Source organism: Staphylococcus sp. GW823-FHT05F06, from assembly GCF_058795495.1.
This window is the reverse complement of record NZ_JBXAHW010000002.1, coordinates 144,299-163,731: the sequence shown is the minus strand read 5'-3', so window position 1 is coordinate 163,731 and position 19,433 is coordinate 144,299. Positions and strand designations below refer to the sequence as shown.

General features: G+C 29.6%; 22 protein-coding genes and 1 pseudogene. All 23 read right to left on the bottom strand.

Annotated features, from left to right (window positions below):
• Positions 1–5 precede the first annotated feature (5 nt).
• Positions 6–497: a competence type IV pilus minor pilin ComGF gene (locus AC1Q7N_RS02320; protein ID WP_002440043.1), complete on the bottom strand. Its 492-nt coding sequence runs from the start codon at positions 495–497 to the stop codon at positions 6–8.
• A complete protein-coding gene (locus AC1Q7N_RS02315) occupies positions 421–714 on the bottom strand; it encodes a hypothetical protein (RefSeq protein ID WP_001831116.1) in 294 nt (97 codons plus the stop codon). The genes AC1Q7N_RS02320 and AC1Q7N_RS02315 overlap by 77 nt, the downstream gene beginning before the upstream one ends.
• The gene (comGD, locus tag AC1Q7N_RS02310; RefSeq protein ID WP_186311559.1) at positions 701–1,138 is read right to left on the bottom strand and encodes a competence type IV pilus minor pilin ComGD; all 438 of its coding nucleotides are present in this window, start codon (positions 1,136–1,138) and stop codon (positions 701–703) included. The genes AC1Q7N_RS02315 and comGD overlap by 14 nt, the downstream gene beginning before the upstream one ends.
• Positions 1,128–1,445 carry a competence type IV pilus major pilin ComGC gene (gene comGC, locus AC1Q7N_RS02305; RefSeq protein ID WP_001831271.1) on the bottom strand — a complete coding sequence of 106 codons (318 nt, stop codon included), beginning with the start codon at positions 1,443–1,445 and terminating at the stop codon, positions 1,128–1,130. The genes comGD and comGC overlap by 11 nt, the downstream gene beginning before the upstream one ends.
• Before the next feature lie 17 nt (positions 1,446–1,462).
• On the bottom strand, positions 1,463–2,530 hold the full coding sequence (comGB, locus tag AC1Q7N_RS02300) for a competence type IV pilus assembly protein ComGB (RefSeq protein WP_001831131.1): 1,068 nt from the start codon (positions 2,528–2,530) through the stop codon (positions 1,463–1,465).
• Complete coding sequence (gene comGA / locus AC1Q7N_RS02295) at positions 2,502–3,476, bottom strand: competence type IV pilus ATPase ComGA (RefSeq protein ID WP_001831109.1); 975 nt, start codon at positions 3,474–3,476, stop codon at positions 2,502–2,504. Before comGA ends, comGB begins: the two co-directional genes overlap by 29 nt.
• Before the next feature lie 56 nt (positions 3,477–3,532).
• On the bottom strand, positions 3,533–4,156 hold the full coding sequence (locus AC1Q7N_RS02290) for an MBL fold metallo-hydrolase (protein WP_001831016.1): 624 nt from the start codon (positions 4,154–4,156) through the stop codon (positions 3,533–3,535).
• Complete coding sequence (locus AC1Q7N_RS02285) at positions 4,156–4,482, bottom strand: MTH1187 family thiamine-binding protein (RefSeq protein WP_001831234.1); 327 nt, start codon at positions 4,480–4,482, stop codon at positions 4,156–4,158. Before AC1Q7N_RS02285 ends, AC1Q7N_RS02290 begins: the two co-directional genes overlap by 1 nt.
• Positions 4,482–5,468 (bottom strand): ROK family glucokinase, encoded by a 987-nt coding sequence (locus AC1Q7N_RS02280; protein WP_001831113.1) that lies wholly within the window; start codon positions 5,466–5,468, stop codon positions 4,482–4,484. Before AC1Q7N_RS02280 ends, AC1Q7N_RS02285 begins: the two co-directional genes overlap by 1 nt.
• Positions 5,468–5,668 carry a YqgQ family protein gene (locus AC1Q7N_RS02275; RefSeq protein ID WP_001831138.1) on the bottom strand — a complete coding sequence of 67 codons (201 nt, stop codon included), beginning with the start codon at positions 5,666–5,668 and terminating at the stop codon, positions 5,468–5,470. Before AC1Q7N_RS02275 ends, AC1Q7N_RS02280 begins: the two co-directional genes overlap by 1 nt.
• Positions 5,652–7,112 (bottom strand): rhomboid family protein, encoded by a 1,461-nt coding sequence (locus AC1Q7N_RS02270; RefSeq protein ID WP_001832757.1) that lies wholly within the window; start codon positions 7,110–7,112, stop codon positions 5,652–5,654. The genes AC1Q7N_RS02275 and AC1Q7N_RS02270 overlap by 17 nt, the downstream gene beginning before the upstream one ends.
• Complete coding sequence (locus AC1Q7N_RS02265) at positions 7,113–7,664, bottom strand: 5-formyltetrahydrofolate cyclo-ligase (protein WP_001831001.1); 552 nt, start codon at positions 7,662–7,664, stop codon at positions 7,113–7,115. It lies immediately after the preceding gene.
• A gap of 182 nt (positions 7,665–7,846) precedes the next feature.
• The gene (gene rpmG, locus AC1Q7N_RS02260; RefSeq protein WP_001830957.1) at positions 7,847–7,996 is read right to left on the bottom strand and encodes a 50S ribosomal protein L33; all 150 of its coding nucleotides are present in this window, start codon (positions 7,994–7,996) and stop codon (positions 7,847–7,849) included.
• A 104-nt stretch (positions 7,997–8,100) separates the two neighbouring features.
• The gene (locus AC1Q7N_RS02255; RefSeq protein ID WP_002456490.1) at positions 8,101–10,191 is read right to left on the bottom strand and encodes a peptidoglycan D,D-transpeptidase FtsI family protein; all 2,091 of its coding nucleotides are present in this window, start codon (positions 10,189–10,191) and stop codon (positions 8,101–8,103) included.
• Positions 10,192–10,591: 400 nt separating this feature from the next.
• Positions 10,592–11,191: a superoxide dismutase gene (locus AC1Q7N_RS02250; protein ID WP_001831217.1), complete on the bottom strand. Its 600-nt coding sequence runs from the start codon at positions 11,189–11,191 to the stop codon at positions 10,592–10,594.
• 412 nt (positions 11,192–11,603) lie between these two features.
• The gene (locus tag AC1Q7N_RS02245; protein ID WP_001831164.1) at positions 11,604–12,023 is read right to left on the bottom strand and encodes a Fur family transcriptional regulator; all 420 of its coding nucleotides are present in this window, start codon (positions 12,021–12,023) and stop codon (positions 11,604–11,606) included.
• Between the two features lie 2 nt (positions 12,024–12,025).
• Positions 12,026–12,874 carry a metal ABC transporter permease gene (locus AC1Q7N_RS02240; RefSeq protein ID WP_001831102.1) on the bottom strand — a complete coding sequence of 283 codons (849 nt, stop codon included), beginning with the start codon at positions 12,872–12,874 and terminating at the stop codon, positions 12,026–12,028.
• A gap of 33 nt (positions 12,875–12,907) precedes the next feature.
• A pseudogene (locus tag AC1Q7N_RS02235) lies at positions 12,908–13,706 on the bottom strand (metal ABC transporter ATP-binding protein).
• A gap of 201 nt (positions 13,707–13,907) precedes the next feature.
• Complete coding sequence (locus AC1Q7N_RS02230; RefSeq protein ID WP_002456488.1) at positions 13,908–14,798, bottom strand: deoxyribonuclease IV; 891 nt, start codon at positions 14,796–14,798, stop codon at positions 13,908–13,910.
• Between the two features lie 9 nt (positions 14,799–14,807).
• A complete protein-coding gene (locus tag AC1Q7N_RS02225) occupies positions 14,808–16,154 on the bottom strand; it encodes a DEAD/DEAH box helicase (RefSeq protein ID WP_049388435.1) in 1,347 nt (448 codons plus the stop codon).
• 34 nt (positions 16,155–16,188) lie between these two features.
• Positions 16,189–17,289, bottom strand: a complete 1,101-nt coding sequence (locus AC1Q7N_RS02220; protein WP_001831093.1) for a Nif3-like dinuclear metal center hexameric protein — start codon at positions 17,287–17,289, stop codon at positions 16,189–16,191.
• Positions 17,279–17,968 (bottom strand): tRNA (adenine(22)-N(1))-methyltransferase, encoded by a 690-nt coding sequence (locus AC1Q7N_RS02215; RefSeq protein ID WP_001831175.1) that lies wholly within the window; start codon positions 17,966–17,968, stop codon positions 17,279–17,281. Before AC1Q7N_RS02215 ends, AC1Q7N_RS02220 begins: the two co-directional genes overlap by 11 nt.
• A 154-nt stretch (positions 17,969–18,122) precedes the next feature.
• Positions 18,123–19,229 carry an RNA polymerase sigma factor RpoD gene (gene rpoD / locus AC1Q7N_RS02210; protein ID WP_002440071.1) on the bottom strand — a complete coding sequence of 369 codons (1,107 nt, stop codon included), beginning with the start codon at positions 19,227–19,229 and terminating at the stop codon, positions 18,123–18,125.
• Between the last annotated feature and the right edge of the window lie 204 nt (positions 19,230–19,433).

The window sequence follows — 19,433 nt, the reverse complement described above, 5'->3', positions numbered from 1 at the left end:
TTCGGCTATATAAACAGGATTTCTTTGTGTTCATCGTTCGTTTCTCCTGTTGTTATTAATAATTTTACTATATTATCGTTCGTTTTTAATATACGAGTAGACAAGACGTGATTTAACAATGTAATATTACCTTTTTGATTAATGTTTTTGTAAATTTTACGGTTTTTATAAATATATCTAATAACATCTTTATCTTTCTTAAGTTTAATTGTATATGCATTTTCTATCTCATAATTGTTTTGAGTCGTCATTTTCTCTTTAAGTAAATCTCTTCTAAAAAATTCAAATTGAATATCTTCGTTATTTTGAGCAGTATTAAGATAAAACGAAGTCAATTTAAGTATAGTAGGTAATAAAGCGAGAATTAAAGTAGTCACAAATAAAGCAAATAATGCTTCGATGTAAGTAAATGCTTTTATATTAAATTGAAATACATGTTCGCGTATTAAATGCTTTATCCTCCCCACATATTTTATTATTGAATAATTGTATTTCATAATTTTCTATTACAACCCCTTGATAAAGTTCTTTCTTTTTATAGTGTTGAAGGCTAGTTATCATGATTTGCTTGATTTTTATATTATTTAAATTGATAAGATACTGATTGTTTAAGTTTGAAAACATAGGTATTAAAATCATTGTTATTGTACTAACTATAAAAAAGGCTAGCAATGCATCAATAATTAAAGACCCTTTAAATTTATATTTTGACAAATCTCAAACGCCCCTTTTCAATATGGAAGATTAATCTATAAGCATGTGAATTATATTGTAAAATGAGCGATCCAAAATGATTTATATTTCCATTTTTATCAAAATTTAATGTTTGAATTTTAGCTATATTAATCACTTTGCCTTTATTAAGTTTAAAACTATATTTATCTCCATTTTCTTCAATTACTTGTACTCTATTTGAATTATTAAAAAATAATAAAGTTATTGATTCGTTGTTGCTAATAGCTTTAGATTTATAGTAATTAAATTTTGTTATTAATTGTTTAATTTCATATTCTTCATCAATTAGCTGAATGTCGAACAGGCTTCGTGACCATAAAGTTGTTATCAACAAGCAACTGATAATAAATAAACTAAAAATCATCTCGACTAAACTAAATGCTTTAATGTTTTTAATTGGCAACTGCTTCTCCATTTGCAATACTAATTGTCTGACCGGATTTACATGTTTTTTGTCCTTCTTTTATAAAACCATCTGAAACCAAATCATCAATATTAGAAGGGTTGCGATTATGTTTTAAAGCGTAGGCTTCTATTTGACTGTTTACCATTTTAACTTGAGCATCACATCCAGTTGACTGAATATGAGATGTTTGTTTTGCAATATTTGGAATTATAAGTATTAACAATAAACTTATTATTAGTAATACTAAAAGCATTTCTATCAAGGTAAATGCTCGTGTTTTTTTCAATAATTTCAATGTTTTCATTGATGTCACTCCTCAAATTATTTTATTGTTTGCATAAGTTCAAACATAGGAAGCATAATGACTAAGTATAAAGATACAATAAAAATTCCCAAGATAAAGAAGATGATAGGTTGTATAAATTTTGTTTGTTTTAACACTTTTTCTTCAAATTGCTGTAATAGCATTTGACTGTATAACTTTAATTCTATATCTAATTTCCCATTTTTCTCTCCTTGTTCTATGAATTTAATCAAATCATTTTGAAAACATTTTAAATTCATTAATATAACAGGTAACGGGAGCCCTTTATTAGCTTCTTTAAAAAGATAATCACCCAGAAATTTAAGAAAATCGTTATCTTGCTCATTACGATATATACGGACAATTTGTTGAAGACTTGTACCATTTCTGTAAAATAAAGAAAGTTGATTGGAAAGTTGATAAGTTCTATATATTTTATAATACGTATTAATCATTGGGATTTTTAAAATAGATTTTAACTTTTTCTCAATTGGTAGATAATAGTAGAATTTATAAGTGATAAAAAATGCTATACCACTAATAAAGATAAAAATGAAAGTTAGTTTGGGAAGACGGGTAATAATAAGAGTTAGTAGATTTTGAAATGTTGATAATTTAACATTCATAGTCTCATAAAGTTGTTGAAATTGAGGTATGACAGTTATATTTAAAATGGTTAATATGAATAAGAAGATAGAAATTAATGCAACAGGATATTGTAAGGTTTTGATGAGTCGTTTTTTAGCTTTCAGATTTCTTTTCATATATTGAACAGTATCAACGAGAGCCTCCTCAATGTTGCCGTAGTTTTCAGCAAATTTTATTTGAAGAAGAACTAATTCTGGATACCCTATTATTTTTAAAATATCATAACATGTAGCACCGTTTTGTAGATGTTGGATAATCTTTTTATTTATTGTTCGCTCTTTATATTTAAAATAGGAGTTTAAAAATTTAAAACTTTGATATAAAGTGAATCCGTGACTTAAAAGCTGTTGTAATCTCTGTAGTAAGTCTATTGATTGTATTTCAGTAAGATATTTATTCCTCTTATATTTAAATGTATTTATCGACAACTTCTTCACATATAACACCTTCTTTAGACATTTTGTTTAAATGTGTAGCTAATTTTGTGAAATTTTTAGGTAAAGAATGATTATGTTCAAAAAAATAATTTATTTGGCTTTGAAACATTAATTCCGATACTAGTTGACGATAATTTGTAGTAGTAGTGATTAATCTTTGATTAGAAATTAAATTGATTGCCTGGCACAACTCTTGGACAGAAATACCCATTTCTAATAATCGTAATAGTGCTCCCTTGCAATCATTCGCGTGCATTGTCGACAAAACTAAATGCCCGCTTAAACTGGCTTGAATCACGTATTTAGCTACGGTAGAATCTCTGATTTCACCAATTAAAATTACATCTGGATCACACCTTAAAATGGCTTTGAAAGAGCTTTCATAATTTATACCTGCCTTTTCATTGACTGATATTTGTGTGATTCCATTAAGTATTTGCTCAACTGGATCTTCAACTGATATTACATTTAAATTCAATTTTTGATGTGCATAAAGGACCATTTGGTACATTAAAGTACTTTTGCCAGAGCCAGTTGGTCCACTAAACAAAAGTAGACCTTGTTTCTTTTTCATAAAGTGTTTAAAATCTTTAAATTCATATGATTCTCGTGTAGTTTGGAAGTATTGAGGTACTATACGAATTACACAACTTTCATTGCCTAATGATAAAGGTAATGTAGAGATTCTTAAATAATATAAATGCTTCATCTTATAACTATATCTACCACTTTGTGCTCTATGCTGTGTTGATACATCTAAGCCAGATTGAAACTTCATGTATATAAGTAATTTTTTATAAATTGGAAATGAAAGTCTATCATATATTGTGAGCTCATCTTTAATTCTTAGCTTAATTATAGTGTGTTCCTCACATGGTATAAAGTGTATGTCACTTGCTTCTTGCTTAATTGCATGATTGATAATCTGTTCAAATAAAATTTTCAAAAAAATCACCTCCTACATATATAAACGTAGGAGGTGATTTTTTTACTCTATAATATTTAACCATTTATAAACGGATTGAGTTGCTCATCGTCAACTGTAGTGTAAGGCCCATGTCCAGGGAAAAGTGGCATATCACCCTCTAATTCAAATAATTTATCTTTTATTGAATCAATTAATGTTTCATAATCTCCCTTATAAAGGTCTGTACGACCGATACCATTTTTGAACAGAGTATCGCCAACAACAGCAAAGTCATTAAAAACAAAACTAAGACTACCTGGCGAATGACCTGGCGTATGTAATACTTTAAATTTAAATCCTTCAATCTCTGCAGGACCTTCTGATAAACTTAAGGGATTTGCGTGACTTTCTATTTTAGATAAACCATATTGTGTAAATTTAGATGAGCCATTTTTATCTGGATCAGTTAAAAAATCAAACTCATCTTTACTCATATAAACTGGAACCTGATATTTTTCAATAATATTATCTAATGCTCCGATATGATCATAGTGTGCATGTGTTAATAAAATTGCTTTTAAAGGTTTATTGATTTGATTTAATTTTTTTATTATTTTTTGACTTTCACTTGAGGGATCGATTAATATTACATTTTCTTCATTCTCAATGAAATACGTATTAGTATCAACTATTCCTAATGTTAAATTTGAAATTCGCATTATAATTCACCACTATGGTCTAGATGTTTTTGTACTGATTTTAATTTATCATTCATTTTTCTTGATTTATCTCGACGATCATCAATTCTAATATTTGTACAAACCCTATCTAACCCTTTATCAAAAGGTAATTCATGAATCGCTTGAATCACCTCAAAAAGGTCTTTCAAATCACCTTCGATTAATGTATTCATTGGTGTCAATTGATAATCAATTTTCCCTTGTTGTTTAAATTCATTTAACTTTGTTTGGATTTCAGCTATATATTTACTTACACTAGGTCCCTCTGTTCCTACTGGAATAACTACTACATCAACAATTGCCATTATTTAGCACCCTCTTTATCTATGATATATGTTTTGATAAGCCCAGCTGCACCAGTAATACCAGCGTCATTCCCTAACTTAGCTTGTACTATCTCAGTATTATTTTGAGCTGGAGTAAAAGTTAAATTACGGTATTCAGTTTTAATATTTTCTATAAGGATAAGTCCCGCTGTAGACATGCCCCCTCCTAGAACAATATATTTTGGATTACTAGTAACGCTAATGATACTGCATAAATAACCGATATAATTTGCCACTTTTTCAGTTATAAATATACAGAATTGATCGCCAGCTTTAGCCGCATCAAATACAGCTTTTGCAGTTACTTGGTTATCTTTAATAAGTTGTAAAATTGATGATTTAAACGTTAATTTAGGATAATAGAAATTAACTAAATTTACTACACCAGTAGCAGAAGCAACTGTTTCTATACAACCTGATTTACCACAATTGCATTGAAAACGTTGATCAAAATCAGCTCTTAAATGTCCAATCTCAGCGCCAGACCCATTGTGTCCATGTACAATTTCTCCATTAGAAATTATACCTCCACCTAGGCCGGTACCTAAAGTAATGGCTACTACATCATCAGCACCTTCGCCGGCACCTTTATGTTTTTCTCCCAAAGCAGCAACATTAGCATCATTATCAACATAAACTGGACAATTAACATATTGTTTGAAAATTTCTCTTACATTGACACTATCGGGCCAATGTAAATTAACAGCTCCGTATACAACTCCAGTATCAAAATCAACAGGCCCAGGAACACCAATACCGACTCCAACTACATTGTTAAAATCATATTTATATTCTGCAATCTTTTCAGTAAAAGAATTATAAATGTTTTTTAAAAGTAACTCACCAGTGTGGTCACTTGTATCAGTATCAATAGACCATTTATGCAATTGTTCTAAATCCTTGTCAAATATCCCCAATTTACAAGTTGTTCCGCCTATATCAGCAGCTAAAATAATATCTGTCATTACTTTTCATTCCTTCTTTGATTAATTATCAGTATACAATTTAGATATTCATCCTTCGTTAACAATTGATAACTATATAAGGATTTAATCTCTTGTATCATCATTTCATACATATCATCTGGATTTTTAAAATATATAATGAAACCATATGTTTTAAGTAATTGTAACACGTCATAAAAACTTTTAATTTTTCGTGTCATTAGATTTACTCAACTCTTTTTTTAAATTAACATATTTTTTATTATTAGGATTAATTGCTACAGCTTTTTTTATATATTTTAAAGCCTTTTTATCATCACTTAAAGAACGATTAGCTATAGCTAATTCATAATTAAGTACACCTGAATTTGGAAATTTTCTTAAACCTCTTTCCCATTCTGATACGGCCTCTGCTTGCGAACTCTTAGTTGCAGTAATCAAACCACTAAGGTAATATGTTTCATCATCGGCGTAATTATTATTAAGTGTTTGTTTTACAACATTTTTTGCTTCGCTATAATTACCTTTAATCATTTCATCCCGAATTAATTTATCATAGATATTATCCTCACTTATAGTAAATATTCTAATTTGTAAAATGATGAATATAAGTAAAAATACAATCAAAAATGACCAAAATAAAGAGCGTTGTGTTTTGAAATAATAGCCTATTAATGTAATTAATACACCACTGATAAATCCACCTAAATGTGCCATTATATTAATATTAGACATAAAAAGTGAAAAAACGATTAAAACAACCAAAGCAATTAATAACTGGCCAATCATTTTTTTATTAAAATTCTTGCTTAAATACATAATCACAAAAATAGAACCAATTAGACCAAATATTGCTCCACTAGCACCGACTGAAATTGTAGTCGTATTAAATGATAGAGAAACAAAATTTCCATATAATCCGGATATTATATAAATTATTAGCATTCGCCATGATCCAATGATTGATTCGACAATTTTACCAAAAATAAATAGAGAGAGCATATTCATTAAAATGTGTTCGAAATTAAAATGTAAAAACATTGACGAAATAAGTCTATACCATTCTCCGTGAACAACATTAAAATGAACAAGTCCACCTACTTCTAATAGTTTAACATCAGAAAATCGATTTAAGTATAAAATCATACATAACCATATCACAATATTAATTAAGATAAGTGTATATGTAATAGGGGTAAAACGTTGCATATGTTTATCAACAAGATTTTGTGTTAAAACTTTTCTTTTGTAATGAAGGTAAGTCCTTTTATCTTCATTATTAATTAGCATTTTTAAAAGTAAAAAGTTTATAGGGAGTGAATTTAAGCTTTGCTCATTGCTTATAATTTTAAATTTCAGTTTAATTGGTTTTTCTTCATTTAAATTTTCTTTTGAAAGCTCTTTATCCGTAAAATAATAAAATTCATAAGATTCAGGTATATAACCGATGAATTGTTGTATTTCTTCAGGTCGTTCCATAATTTTTGATTTATCAAACCTAATCTCTTGGGTAGATGTGACATCTTTTCTAAATACAACAATTGAATGTTTTCTCTTATGAGACAACCATATTTCATCGTCCTCTTTATCACGATAAATTACATTATAATTAAGATACCTAATCCAGTAGTATAAAGCCTTCCAATAAAGTTTATTAATATTCATTTATTCCTCCACCACTTTATTGTGATAAATAATTAATTGCTCTACAGGTTGATCGTGTGGTTCTATATTGAATTGGGCTAACTGAAAATCGTATAGTAAACTAACTGTATTACATTTATGTTGGCTCAGGAATCGGTCATAATAACCACCACCATATCCTATTCGATAGCCCAATTTGTCAAATGCAACCCCCGGTACTACAACTAAGTCCATTTTATTCGTTGTACCGACTGGGGAAATAGAATGATAAATACCTTTGCTATCTTTCTCGATATCCTCAATTGATAATAGTTGCTTAAAAGTCATGTCTTGCTGTTGATAATTTGTTTCAGGAACAAAAATTTTCTTATTATTGTTTAGCGAATGAGTAATAATTGGATATGTATTAACTTCATGAGGCATCGATAAAACAAAACCAATTGTGTTAGCTTTGCGATAAGCTTCACTTTGATATAATTTCTTAGCCAACCATTCATCAGCCAAATATTTTTGTTCTTTGTCGTAAGATTTCATCTTTTTAATTATATTTCTACGTAGTCCTTTTTTATCCATTTTATTCACCCATTTCGTTCACTTAACATTATAACGTTTATAGTTACTAATGTCATTAAGTTGGTATTTAATGATAAAAAAAGTAAATGAAAAATCCCTTCAAAGTTTTCACTTTTATAAGTGGTTACTTTAAAGGGATTAAATCGATTTTATATTGTCATGTACAAATTTTAAAAAATTTATTATTTAGTTTCACGATGTAAAGTATGTTTGTTATCACGTGAACAATATTTTTTCATTTCTACACGTTCAGGATTATTTCTTTTGTTTTTTGTTGAGATATAGTTTCTATCTCCACATTCTGTACAAGCTAATGTAACGTTTACGCGCATGAGTTTCTCCTCCTTACCTTTTCAAAATACGACTTTTTTATTATACCAATTACTTAACTAATTGCAAAGTATAATTTCGTGATTAGTTGAGTTGACAATTTAAATTAATCTTCTTTCTCTTCGTTATTAGATTGAGAGTCATCTTTTTTATTATCCTTATCTTTAAAATAGTAGTTGATTACGTCTCTACCTAAATCTCCACCATTTAACCAAGGTGGTGGAACAGGTTGATTTGTATAGACAATTGAAAAAGATAATTTAGGATCATCGACGGGTGCATAACCGATATATGTTGAGTTAACTCTAGGTTCTCCGTCTTGAAAAACTTCAGCAGTTCCTGTTTTACCAGCTGAAGGTACTACAGTATTTCTAAAACTAGCATAACCTGTACCTTGCTTTTCATTGAAAGCCATTTTGAAGCCTTCTTGAACTTCTTTAATTTCGTCATTTGAGTTATTTACCTTATTTAAAACATTACCCTTAATTTTACGTTTTAATGGACCAGTTTCATCTTTATTAGTAGATTCATAAATAGACAATCCAATATGTGGTTGAATTCTATAGCCATCATTAGCAATAGTTGATACGTATTGGGACAACTGAAGTGGTGTATATGTGTCGTATTGTCCAATAGCTAAGTCTAAATAGTTACCAGGATTATTAGTTAAGGGTTCTATTTGGCCTGGCGTTTCGTTCGGTAAGTCAATACCTGTTTTTAAGCCAAGACCTACTTGATTTAACCCTTTACGCAATTTACGACCAGCATCTGCTATATTATTAGGTAATGACATACCTGAAGTATAGGGGTCACCTGCTAATTTAAGTGCGGTTTTAAACATGTATACGTTTGATGAATGCATAAGTGCTTGTTTATCATCGATAGATACATGACCATTTTTATTAAAATAAGAACGCTTAGTTAAACCACCTTGGAATTTTAATGGCTCATCTACCATAGTTTCTCCAACATTAATAGCTTTATTTTGGTATCCAGCTAATAATGTTCCTCCTTTTACTGAAGAACCTACTGTGTATTGAGCTGTAAAGTTGCCGATATCATAATCTTTGAGTTTACCTTGCTTATCAATTTGCTTTCCTGCAATAGCGAGAATGTCTCCATTTTTAGGATTTTGGACAACCATTAACGCATTGTCCATATCCTTAGCACCTTGACTACGTAATTTAGAAATTTGTTTTTCTAATAAAGATTCTACTTTTTTCTGTAAATCAATATCTATAGTTAATTGTAAATCATGACCTCTTGAGCCAGGATTAAGTACTTCTGAACTTATTACTCTTCCAGATTTATCAGTTGTATATTTCATTTGTTTCTTCGTGCCTTTAAGAACATCTTCGTATTGATATTCAAGATAAGATTTACCGACCCGATCATTTCGTGAATAACCTTTTGATAAATATTGTTCAGTTAATTCTTTAGGTATACCTTCAGTCGAAGTCGACACATCTCCAAATATGCCTCTTAAAGTATCACCGTATGGGTATTTTCTATCCCAATCCATTGTAGTATTTACACCAGGTAATTTAGAAAGCTGTTGTGATACGGCTGCATATTCTTTCTCGCTTACGTCTTCATTTTTAATTGTTTGAGGATCTAGAGTTGACCCAGCGTTCATTTCCCGATAAATTGCTAAAACTTGCAAATCTTTTTTAGTTAACTGTTTTAATTGTTTTTTTCCTATTTTATCTCTAAGTTGGGTATCAAATTGGTCTTGTGAAATACTGCCATCCTCTAACATTAATTGTTCTTTTCTCATTAACTTTTTAGCAGATGACGGATACATTTGAATCCAAAAATCCTTTTTATCTCTCTCAGTAATTTTATCTGTATCCATTTTAATTAAATCTGTCAGTTTCTTAGCAGTATTTAACATTTCCTTTTGTGATGTTTTACGGTTTCTAGTGTATGTAATAGACATCTTTGAAGCATTATCAACTAGTACTTTGCCATTTCTATCTAGTATTCGGCCTCTTGGTACTGATTCATTAACAGTTATGTTTTCATCGTTTTTGATTAATTGTTTGTAATGAGATCCTTGTGCTATTTGTAAATAACCTAATCTCAATACGACTATAGCAAAGATAAATACTATAAATCCAAATATGAAATTGATTCTTTTATTCATGGTGTTTCTCATTTTTTCATCATTTGATTTTTCTTTTAATCTTTTTAGCAAAACAACCTACCTCTATTCAAAGTCTCTCATACAAATGATATATGATATTAGATTATTTTTCTATCATTTTAACAAAAAAGAAGCGCAGAAAAATTCCTTTATCAATTGATAGTCAAATTTATAAATATACTTTTAAACAATAATCAATAACAAAAATTTTTACATCGGTTTCATCAGTATTGTAATTCAAACTAAATGTATATACTTTTATGTTCATTTAGATTTTAATAAAAATGGATATTAAGTAATGAATCTCATTTCTCACGTGTTGTAGATAGTATATAGTTATATATGTAATTAGCCCTTAGATGCAAATCATCTAAGGGCTATGACAATAAATATAAGGTATTGTTCAAACTGATTTTTAGAATTTTTATGTTCTAAAGTTATTTAATATTGATTATTTAGTTGCATTATATAATTCATTAACTTTTTCCCAGTTAACAACATTCCAGAATGCATTGATATAATCTGGGCGTTTATTTTGATATTTAAGATAATAAGCATGCTCCCAAACATCTAAACCTAAAATTGGTGTTTTTCCTTCAGTAATTGGATTATCTTGATTTGGTGTTGTAACAATTTCTAATTGTCCATTGTTTACAACTAACCAAGCCCATCCTGAACCAAAGCGTGCTGCAGCTTTATCTGCAAATTCTTTTTTAAATTCATCTAAAGAACCCCATTGTTCTTTAATTTTATCTACTACTTCACCTTTTTCTTCAGAATTTGGTGATAATAGTTCCCAGAACAATGAATGGTTAAGGTGACCACCGCCATTATTACGAACAGCTGTTTGAATATTAGATGGCACACTATCTAAATTAGCAACAATTTCTTCGATTGATTTAGCTTCTAAATCTGTCCCTTCAACTGCTGAATTTAATTTTGTAACATATGTGTTATGATGTTTGTCATGATGAATTTCCATAGTTTGTTTGTCGATGTGTGGTTCTAATGCATCATATGCATAAGGTAAATTTGGTAATTCAAAAGCCATAAATAATCATCCTCCTAAATTGTCTATAACTATATCATAACAAGTAGATTTATAAGCAACAAAGAATATGCTTTCAAAAAAGTTTTAATTATTAAATTATTTTCCCGACTCACACGACAATTAAACAAAATTGTTAATGTGAATCTTGTTAATATTTTTCTAAACCTACTAATTGATATACTATAAATATATCTCAAATTTGTGAAGATTAAACATAAAAATGCATAAATTTTAATAAATACGACCAATGGCCTATAATTAATAAAAAGAACCTCAGTTATTGTCACTAGGTTCTTTTCCTACTAATCATGAGTATTCACTTTATGCTAAGAATTAAATATTTAAAATTCGATGATTGAAAATCTTAAATTTAAATGATGAAATGTGCCAGTATTATAATCCGAATGATATTTTAGTTTGCTTTACGTTGACATTCTTCACAAATACCATACACTTCTAATTTATGAGTATGAATATTTACATTGGGTAATTGACTTTTAATCTTTTCTATTGGACAAAAATCAATCACTTTAGTTTCTCCGCAATTTTCGCAAATAAAATGATGATGGTGATGATTTGTGCATGCGATTCTGAATTTCATTTCTCCATCTAATTCGGTACTCTCTATAATGCCTAAATCTTTAAATAAATGAAGATTTCTGTATACAGTATCAAATGATATTCCAGGATAGTCTTTATCCATTTGTTGTTGAATATGTTTAGCATTTAAATATTTATCCTCTTTAACAAAGATATCTAGCATATCTTTACGTTTATCAGTATATTTAAGTCCGTTTTCCTTTAAAACTTTAATTGCATCATTTGTATTCATTCTTAAACGACTCCCTTTTTAAACTTAATTTTTAACTTCTGAATAATCATCGTTAGTATGAGCATTAATACCAATAGTACAACAATGACGCCACCAGGTGATATATTCATATAAAAAGCTATAATTAATCCTAGAATTACAGATAATTCTCCTAATATAACACTTAATGCTATTAATTGTTTAAATCCTTTAGTTATTCTCATTGAAATTGCTATAGGAAGAGTTATTAACGCGCTTACTAATAATATACCTACAACTCTCATTGATGCAGATATTACCATAGCAACAATTACTATAAATAAAAATTGAATCCACTTTGGTATACCTATGACCTTACTATATTCTTCGTCAAATGATAAAATAAACAATTCTTTATAAAATAAAACAATAAATATGAGAACAATTATTGTAATGATAATAATTGTAGTTAAATCACTAATATTTACTGCACTAATTGATCCAAATAGTAGGCCTACGATTTCTTGATTAAAACCATCTGCTAGAGAAATAAAAATAGCACTTAGAGCAATACCAGCGCTCATTATAATAGGAATTGCAATTTCTTGATAATTAGAAAACGAAGTCCTTAATTTTTCAATTAATAACGCTCCAATAACAGCAAAAAGAATACCAAACCACATAGGGTTTATTACTGAGAAAACTGGAATAATGGTAAGCAAAAACATACCAAAGGAAATACCACCTAATGTCACGTGGCTTAAAGCGTCAGCAATTAAAGATAGTCTCCGAACTACAATAAATGCACCTATTAATGGTGCGATAAAGCCAATAAGCAGACCGCTAATCAAAGAATATCTAATAAAATCAAAATTTAATAACGCATCTATCAAAAGTTACACTTCCTCTTTGTTTCTAATATAAATTTATTCATTTCCCTCATTACAACATGTTCGGTTGTGTTGATGATCAACAAATTGAATAGGATGACCATAAATTTTTGAAATTTCAACTTCATCTAAAGACTTAAATGCTTCTGTGGAACCGTGGAAATGAAGATGTTTATTTAAACATGCTACTTCAGTAGCGGTATCTGCTACAACGCCAATATCGTGAGTGACTAAAATTATTGTAATCCCCTGTTTTTTTAATTTATCAAGTGTATCGTAAAATTTGCTTACATGTTTTGCATCAATTCCGTTTGTAGGTTCATCTAACACTAGCACACTTGGGTCTGAAATAAGTGCTCTAGCAATAAGTACACGTTGTTGTTGACCACCAGATAGTTCAGCTATATTTTTATTTATTAAATGAGATATATTTAATCTCTCTAATACCTTTGTGACTTTTTGATAGTCATTTTTATTAAATCTTTGAAATAATTTTTTTGTTTTAGTCAGACCACTTAAAACAACTTCCTTTACACTAGCTGGGAAACCTGCATTGAAGGCAGAAGCTTTTTGAGAAACATAGCTAATTTTCAATGAAGATTTATTACCTTTAAATGGTTTTCCATCAACAATTATCTCGCCCTTTTGTATAGGCAATAGCCCTAGTATAACTTTTAGTAAAGTAGATTTGCCTGCCCCGTTCGGACCAACAATTGCTAAAAATTCTCCCTGATTAATTTTGATATTTATGTTCTCTAATACATGCTTATTATCGAAATAATAATCTAAATTTCGTAATTCAAAAACTGGTGTTGTCATGGTTTTCACCTCGCATATAACTATACAACTTATTAATTTTTATGTAAATAGTAATGTTTACGACTATTTTAAATTACATATAGTTTTGCTTGTTCTATAATTAGTCTAGTGACTTTATAGTCGCAATTAAAACGATGTTATTTTTATTTAACATGATGAAATAATTAAGCCATTCACTGAATGAAAAGACGATGAATGGCTTAATTTTATAAATATTTTATTGAGTTAAAATTTTGTTTTTGAGTTCTGGATCAAATTTTTGTGATTTTAACATGTCTATTTCTAATTTATACGGTGGTTTTTTATTTTTTTTATCTTCACCAACATATGGAGTTTCTAATATTTTGGGAATATTTTTAAAAGTATCATGATGTACTACGTAATTAAGTGCATCAAAGCCAATATGACCAAAGCCGATATTTTCGTGACGATCCTTCTGAGCACCTCTTAGGTTTTTACTGTCATTAACATGTACTACTTTAATTCGATCTACTCCAATTATGCTGTCGAATTTTTCTAGTACACCATCGAAATCTTCTTTGACGTTATAACCGGCATCATGAGTGTGGCACGTATCAAAACATACTGATAAGCGATCATTATGTGTAACACCATCAATTATTTGAGCAATTTCTTCAAAAGATCTCCCTACTTCTGTTCCTTTACCCGCCATAGTTTCAAGTGCTATTCTTACATCATTATCATGTGTGAGTACTTCATTAAGTCCTTCAATAATTTTTTGAATTCCTTTATCTACACCTGCTCCGACATGCGCTCCAGGATGCAGTACAATATCTTTCGCTCCGAGCGCTTGAGTTCTTTCGATTTCTTTTTGTAGAAAGTCGACTCCTAAATTAAATACTTCAGGTTTGGTTGTATTTGCAATGTTAATGATATATGGTGCATGTACAACGATATTTGATAAGCCATATGTTTTCATTGCCTGCTGGCCTTTTTCGATATTTAAATCTTCAATATTTTTACGTCTTGTATTTTGAGGCGCACCTGTATAAATCATAAATGTAGATTCACCATATTTATGTGCTTCTTCTGCTGACCCTTGCAGCATTTTTTTGCCACTCATTGAAACATGTGATCCTATTAACATTCATTTCACCTATCCTTTATTATTTTTTCGTTTTTGTCTATTTTGCTTTTTACTATACTGCTTTCTTTCTTGACGTTTCATTTTTTCAACTTCTTGTTTAAACTTCTTTTTATAGCCTGGTTTAACTTTACGTTTTGATTTACTTCTTACTTTGTGTTTAACTTCATTTGTTAAATGGTCATCTTTGCGCTGTCTTGATTTACGCATATTGTATGCCTTTATCGGTTTTAATTCACCATTCTTAATATCTACATTTTCAAATTTATAACCTCTGTCTTCAATAAGAGTAATATTAGTTTCTTCATCAGGACTATATAATGTAATGGCTACACCTTTATAATTACCTCTTCCTGTTCGACCTACGCGATGTGTGAAGAAATCGATATCATTGGGTACATCGAAATTAATAACATGACTTACGCCTTCAATATCTATTCCTCTAGAAGCAAGATCGCTTGCAATGACAAATTGAAAATCTAAATTTCTTATTCTTTTCATTTGTTGTTTACGTTCTCTTGGTGTTAAACCACCATGAATCATACCTATTTTAATTCCTTCTTTATTTAAAGTGTCTGCCAATTCATCGGCATTTTCACGACTGTTACAGAAAATAATACATAGATAAGGATTCAATATATCTATCAATTCCAATGTTTTATCTACCTTAGCAGAACCTTTTGTAGGAATTAGATAAAATTCGATATTTTCTTTATTATGAGCTTTGCCATCAACTTCTACAAATTCTGGTTGACTTAAATATTTATTTAAAAATGGTTGTAATGATTTAGGTATTGTTGCACTAAATACCGCTAGATGAGCATTTTCATCATCTAATCTCGCTGCAATATGGTCAACATCTTCAATGAGACCGAGGTCAATCATTAAATCAGCTTCATCTATAATTAAATATGACGCTAAATGTGCATGAAGATAACCTGAATGTGCTAAATCATTAATTCTTGTTGGTGTACCAATAATGAGTTGTGGTTGATGGCTACATCGTTGTTTATCTTTTTCTAAATCGGTACCACCAATGAAAAGTTTTACATTTATACCTTTTTTGAATTTTACTAAATGCATAGCAACTTGATATAGTTGCTGAGCAAGTTCACGTGTTGGAGCTACTACGATGGCTTGTGGCTCTTGAATGTCACTTTCTATAAGTTGAATTAATGGTAAAAGAAAAGCGTGTGACTTTCCAGTTCCAGTTTGAGATTGTCCTATTAAATTTGTTCCTTTAAGAATTCTCGGTATGATTCTATTTTGGATTTCAGTCGGTTTTTCAAAATTGAGATTTTTAACAGCTTCAATTAAATTCTCATCTAAATTAAAGTGTTCAAATGGATGTTTTGACATAATTTGTTCTCCTTTAAATGTTTATCAATAACATTTATTTATATTTAAATGGATCTGTGTTGATTTCAGAAGCATATATTGGAAATTGATTTTCATATTTAAATAACCATTTTTCTAATAATTCTTTTAATCCTTCTTTCATAACATACTCACTATAATGATTGATGTCTAATAAATTTACATTTTGGATTTTAGCATCTAAAGCATCATGGTGTTTAATATCACCAGTAACAAAAACATCTGCTCCAAGTTGGCTAGCTTTATACTCAAATCCTATACCTGAACCACCTATGATAGCTACTTTCTTAATTGGACTATCATGTTGACCTGTATATCGTACGCTCGGTATATTGAGCTGTTTTTTGGCATATTCAGAAAATTCATCTAAAGTCATAGTTTGGTTTAATTGTCCAATAATCCCTAATCCATACTCACTTTCTTTGTTCATTTTAATAAAATCAAAAACTGGTGTTTCGTATGGGTGATTATCTAAAATAGCACGTTTAGTTATTTCTAATTCATTGTCTTTTATCATAAACTCAAGTTTTATTTCATCAACATATTCGATACTATCTAACTTCCCTATATAAGGACTTGCATCACCTACTGGTTTAAATTGCCCTTTACCTTCACTTTCAAAGAAACAATATTCGTAATTACCTTCTTTAGCTAATCCAAGTTCGTTTAAACTGTCTTTGAAATCTTCAATATAATTTTTAGGTATAAAAGTTTGAACTTTGTAATAATATGAGCTATTTGTATTAATCATTGATATGTTCTCTAAACCTATTTGATCCGCTAACATTCGATTGACACCTTTAGGATTTACATCAAGATTAGTGTGTAATGCTATAAGATTGATATTATTTTGGATAAGTTTACGAATTATACTACCATATCCATCTTCAACGATACGTTTTACTCCTTTGAAAATAAGTGGATGATGAGCAATGATGGTATTGGTATTAAGTTCAATTGCTTGGTTAACAACATCATCGGTGCAGTCGAGTGTTGTCAGAATACCTGTAATATCTAACTTATCATTACCAATTAATAATCCTACATTATCCCATGATTCAGCTTGATGAAATGGAACGTGATTATTTAAAACTTCCATCAGTTCACTAATTTTCATTAATTAACACCTCTTGTATTAAGTTAATTTCATCTTCTATTTCTTTTAGTCTCTCATGATGTGATGTTGAATTCAATTGGGATTTTATATCACGCAGTGCTTCTAACTCTCTTTGCCATTTTTTTTGAAAAATGTTATTACATTCTCTAAGTAAAAATGGTCCGAATTTTTCTTGTAATATATTTAATTTAACTAAGTTATTATTAAACTCAGCTACCACGATTTCATATATGTGACCCTTTTCCTCAATGATTCTTTCATCAACGATTTCATATGAAAGTTTATTAAGAGTTTGTCTTAATGCTTGAGTTTGTATGTTGCTTTGTAGTATGAGTCTTGGATGGTTAACTAATTTATCTTTTCCATCGTTTAATATTTTTGCAATTAATGGCCCTCCCATACCACAAACAGTTATATTATCAATTTGGTCTTCTGAGTTTATAACGCTTAGACCATCGCCTAGACGTACATCAACCTGTTGATTTAATTCATAATTTGCAATATTTCTTTTAGCAGCCTTATAAGGTCCTTGAATCACTTCTCCCGCTATTGCTTTTGTGCATAAGTCGTTTTGAATTGCATATATAGGTAGATATGCGTGGTCTGAGCCAATATCAGCCAATGTTCCTCTTTTAATAAATGAGCATACAATTGATAATCTTTGGTTAAGGTTAATCATTTTTAAACTCCTTATATGTATTAAAAAAGAGTAGGATAGAATTCAGTAATAAGAAATTTGAATTCACTATCCCACCCTTCTTTAGTGTGATGATTTAGTTAAACGACATTACTATTAATTAATAATTCAAACGCCAATGTCTTATTCCTTTAATTTAATCCATGAAATCTTTAAGACGTTTACTTCGACTAGGATGTCTTAGTTTTCTTAAAGCTTTTGCTTCAATCTGACGAATTCTTTCACGTGTTACACCGAATACTTTTCCAACTTCTTCTAGTGTTCTTGTTCGTCCATCATCTAAACCAAAACGTAAACGTAAAACATTTTCTTCTCTGTCAGTAAGTGTATCTAAAACATCTTCTAATTGTTCTTTTAACAATTCGTATGCTGCATGGTCAGATGGACTTTGAGCTTCTTGGTCCTCAATGAAATCTCCTAAATGACTATCATCTTCTTCACCAATTGGCGTCTCTAATGAAACGGGTTCTTGTGCAATTTTTAAAATCTCTCTGACTTTTTCTGGTGGTAAATCCATTTCTTCTCCAATTTCTTCAGGAGCTGGATCTCTTCCTAAATCTTGCAATAATTGACGTTGAACACGAATCAATTTATTAATCGTTTCTACCATGTGTACTGGTATTCGAATTGTACGTGCTTGGTCAGCAATTGCTCGTGTAATAGCTTGTCTAATCCACCAAGTGGCATATGTTGAAAATTTAAATCCTTTGCTAAAATCAAACTTTTCCACAGCTTTAATTAAGCCCATATTACCTTCTTGAATCAAATCTAAGAATAACATTCCACGACCAACATATCGTTTAGCAATACTAACAACTAAACGCAAGTTTGCTTCAGCTAATCGTGATTTAGCAATTTCATCACCTTGTTCAATTCTTTTTGCAAGCTCAATTTCTTCTTGAGCACTTAAAAGATTAACTCTACCAATTTCCTTTAAATACATACGCACTGGGTCATTGATTTTGACACCAGGAGGGGCACTCAAATCATTAGGATTGATTTTATCATCCGTGTCAGAACTATCTTTTTCATTAACAAGTGTAATGTCATTGTCATTCAATTGGTCGAAGAAATCATCCATTTGATCTGAGTCCATTTCAAAATTTTGCAGTTTTTCAGCGATTTCTTCGTGACTTAAATGACCTTCTTTTTTTCCTTTATCAATTAATTGTTTTTTAACATCTTCTAGTGTTAAAGTCGGATCAATTGTTTGCTTTTTAATTTTAACTTGGTTGTCAGACATGAAAAGGCCTCCCGATTTTAGTAAATACTGATAATCTATTAATAATTATATATTATATCAATTTAATATGATTTGTATATTCTAAATAATCACTAGATTACACTGAGTAAGTGAAAATCAAGTGATATTACCTTAAATAAGCGGTGTTCAATTGAATAAATATACACTTTTGAAGTTCTGATATAACAAATTTACCCGATAAAT

Excerpts from the sequence above, each read along its gene's own strand:
- AC1Q7N_RS02320 (WP_002440043.1), bottom strand. The coding sequence starts at position 497 with ATGAAATACAATTATTCAATAATAAAATATGTGGGGAGGATAAAGCAT.
- comGC (WP_001831271.1), bottom strand. The coding sequence starts at position 1,445 with ATGAAAACATTGAAATTATTGAAAAAAACACGAGCATTTACCTTGATA.
- AC1Q7N_RS02290 (WP_001831016.1), bottom strand. The coding sequence starts at position 4,156 with ATGCGAATTTCAAATTTAACATTAGGAATAGTTGATACTAATACGTAT.
- AC1Q7N_RS02285 (WP_001831234.1), bottom strand. The coding sequence starts at position 4,482 with ATGGCAATTGTTGATGTAGTAGTTATTCCAGTAGGAACAGAGGGACCT.
- AC1Q7N_RS02280 (WP_001831113.1), bottom strand. The coding sequence starts at position 5,468 with ATGACAGATATTATTTTAGCTGCTGATATAGGCGGAACAACTTGTAAA.
- AC1Q7N_RS02275 (WP_001831138.1), bottom strand. The coding sequence starts at position 5,668 with ATGACACGAAAAATTAAAAGTTTTTATGACGTGTTACAATTACTTAAA.
- AC1Q7N_RS02270 (WP_001832757.1), bottom strand. The coding sequence starts at position 7,112 with ATGAATATTAATAAACTTTATTGGAAGGCTTTATACTACTGGATTAGG.
- AC1Q7N_RS02265 (WP_001831001.1), bottom strand. The coding sequence starts at position 7,664 with ATGGATAAAAAAGGACTACGTAGAAATATAATTAAAAAGATGAAATCT.
- rpmG (WP_001830957.1), bottom strand. The coding sequence starts at position 7,996 with ATGCGCGTAAACGTTACATTAGCTTGTACAGAATGTGGAGATAGAAAC.
- AC1Q7N_RS02250 (WP_001831217.1), bottom strand. The coding sequence starts at position 11,191 with ATGGCTTTTGAATTACCAAATTTACCTTATGCATATGATGCATTAGAA.
- AC1Q7N_RS02245 (WP_001831164.1), bottom strand. The coding sequence starts at position 12,023 with ATGAATACAAATGATGCAATTAAAGTTTTAAAGGAAAACGGACTTAAA.
- AC1Q7N_RS02230 (WP_002456488.1), bottom strand. The coding sequence starts at position 14,798 with ATGTTAATAGGATCACATGTTTCAATGAGTGGCAAAAAAATGCTGCAA.
- AC1Q7N_RS02225 (WP_049388435.1), bottom strand. The coding sequence starts at position 16,154 with ATGTCAAAACATCCATTTGAACACTTTAATTTAGATGAGAATTTAATT.
- AC1Q7N_RS02220 (WP_001831093.1), bottom strand. The coding sequence starts at position 17,289 with ATGAAAATTAGTGAACTGATGGAAGTTTTAAATAATCACGTTCCATTT.
- AC1Q7N_RS02215 (WP_001831175.1), bottom strand. The coding sequence starts at position 17,968 with ATGATTAACCTTAACCAAAGATTATCAATTGTATGCTCATTTATTAAA.
- rpoD (WP_002440071.1), bottom strand. The coding sequence starts at position 19,229 with ATGTCTGACAACCAAGTTAAAATTAAAAAGCAAACAATTGATCCGACT.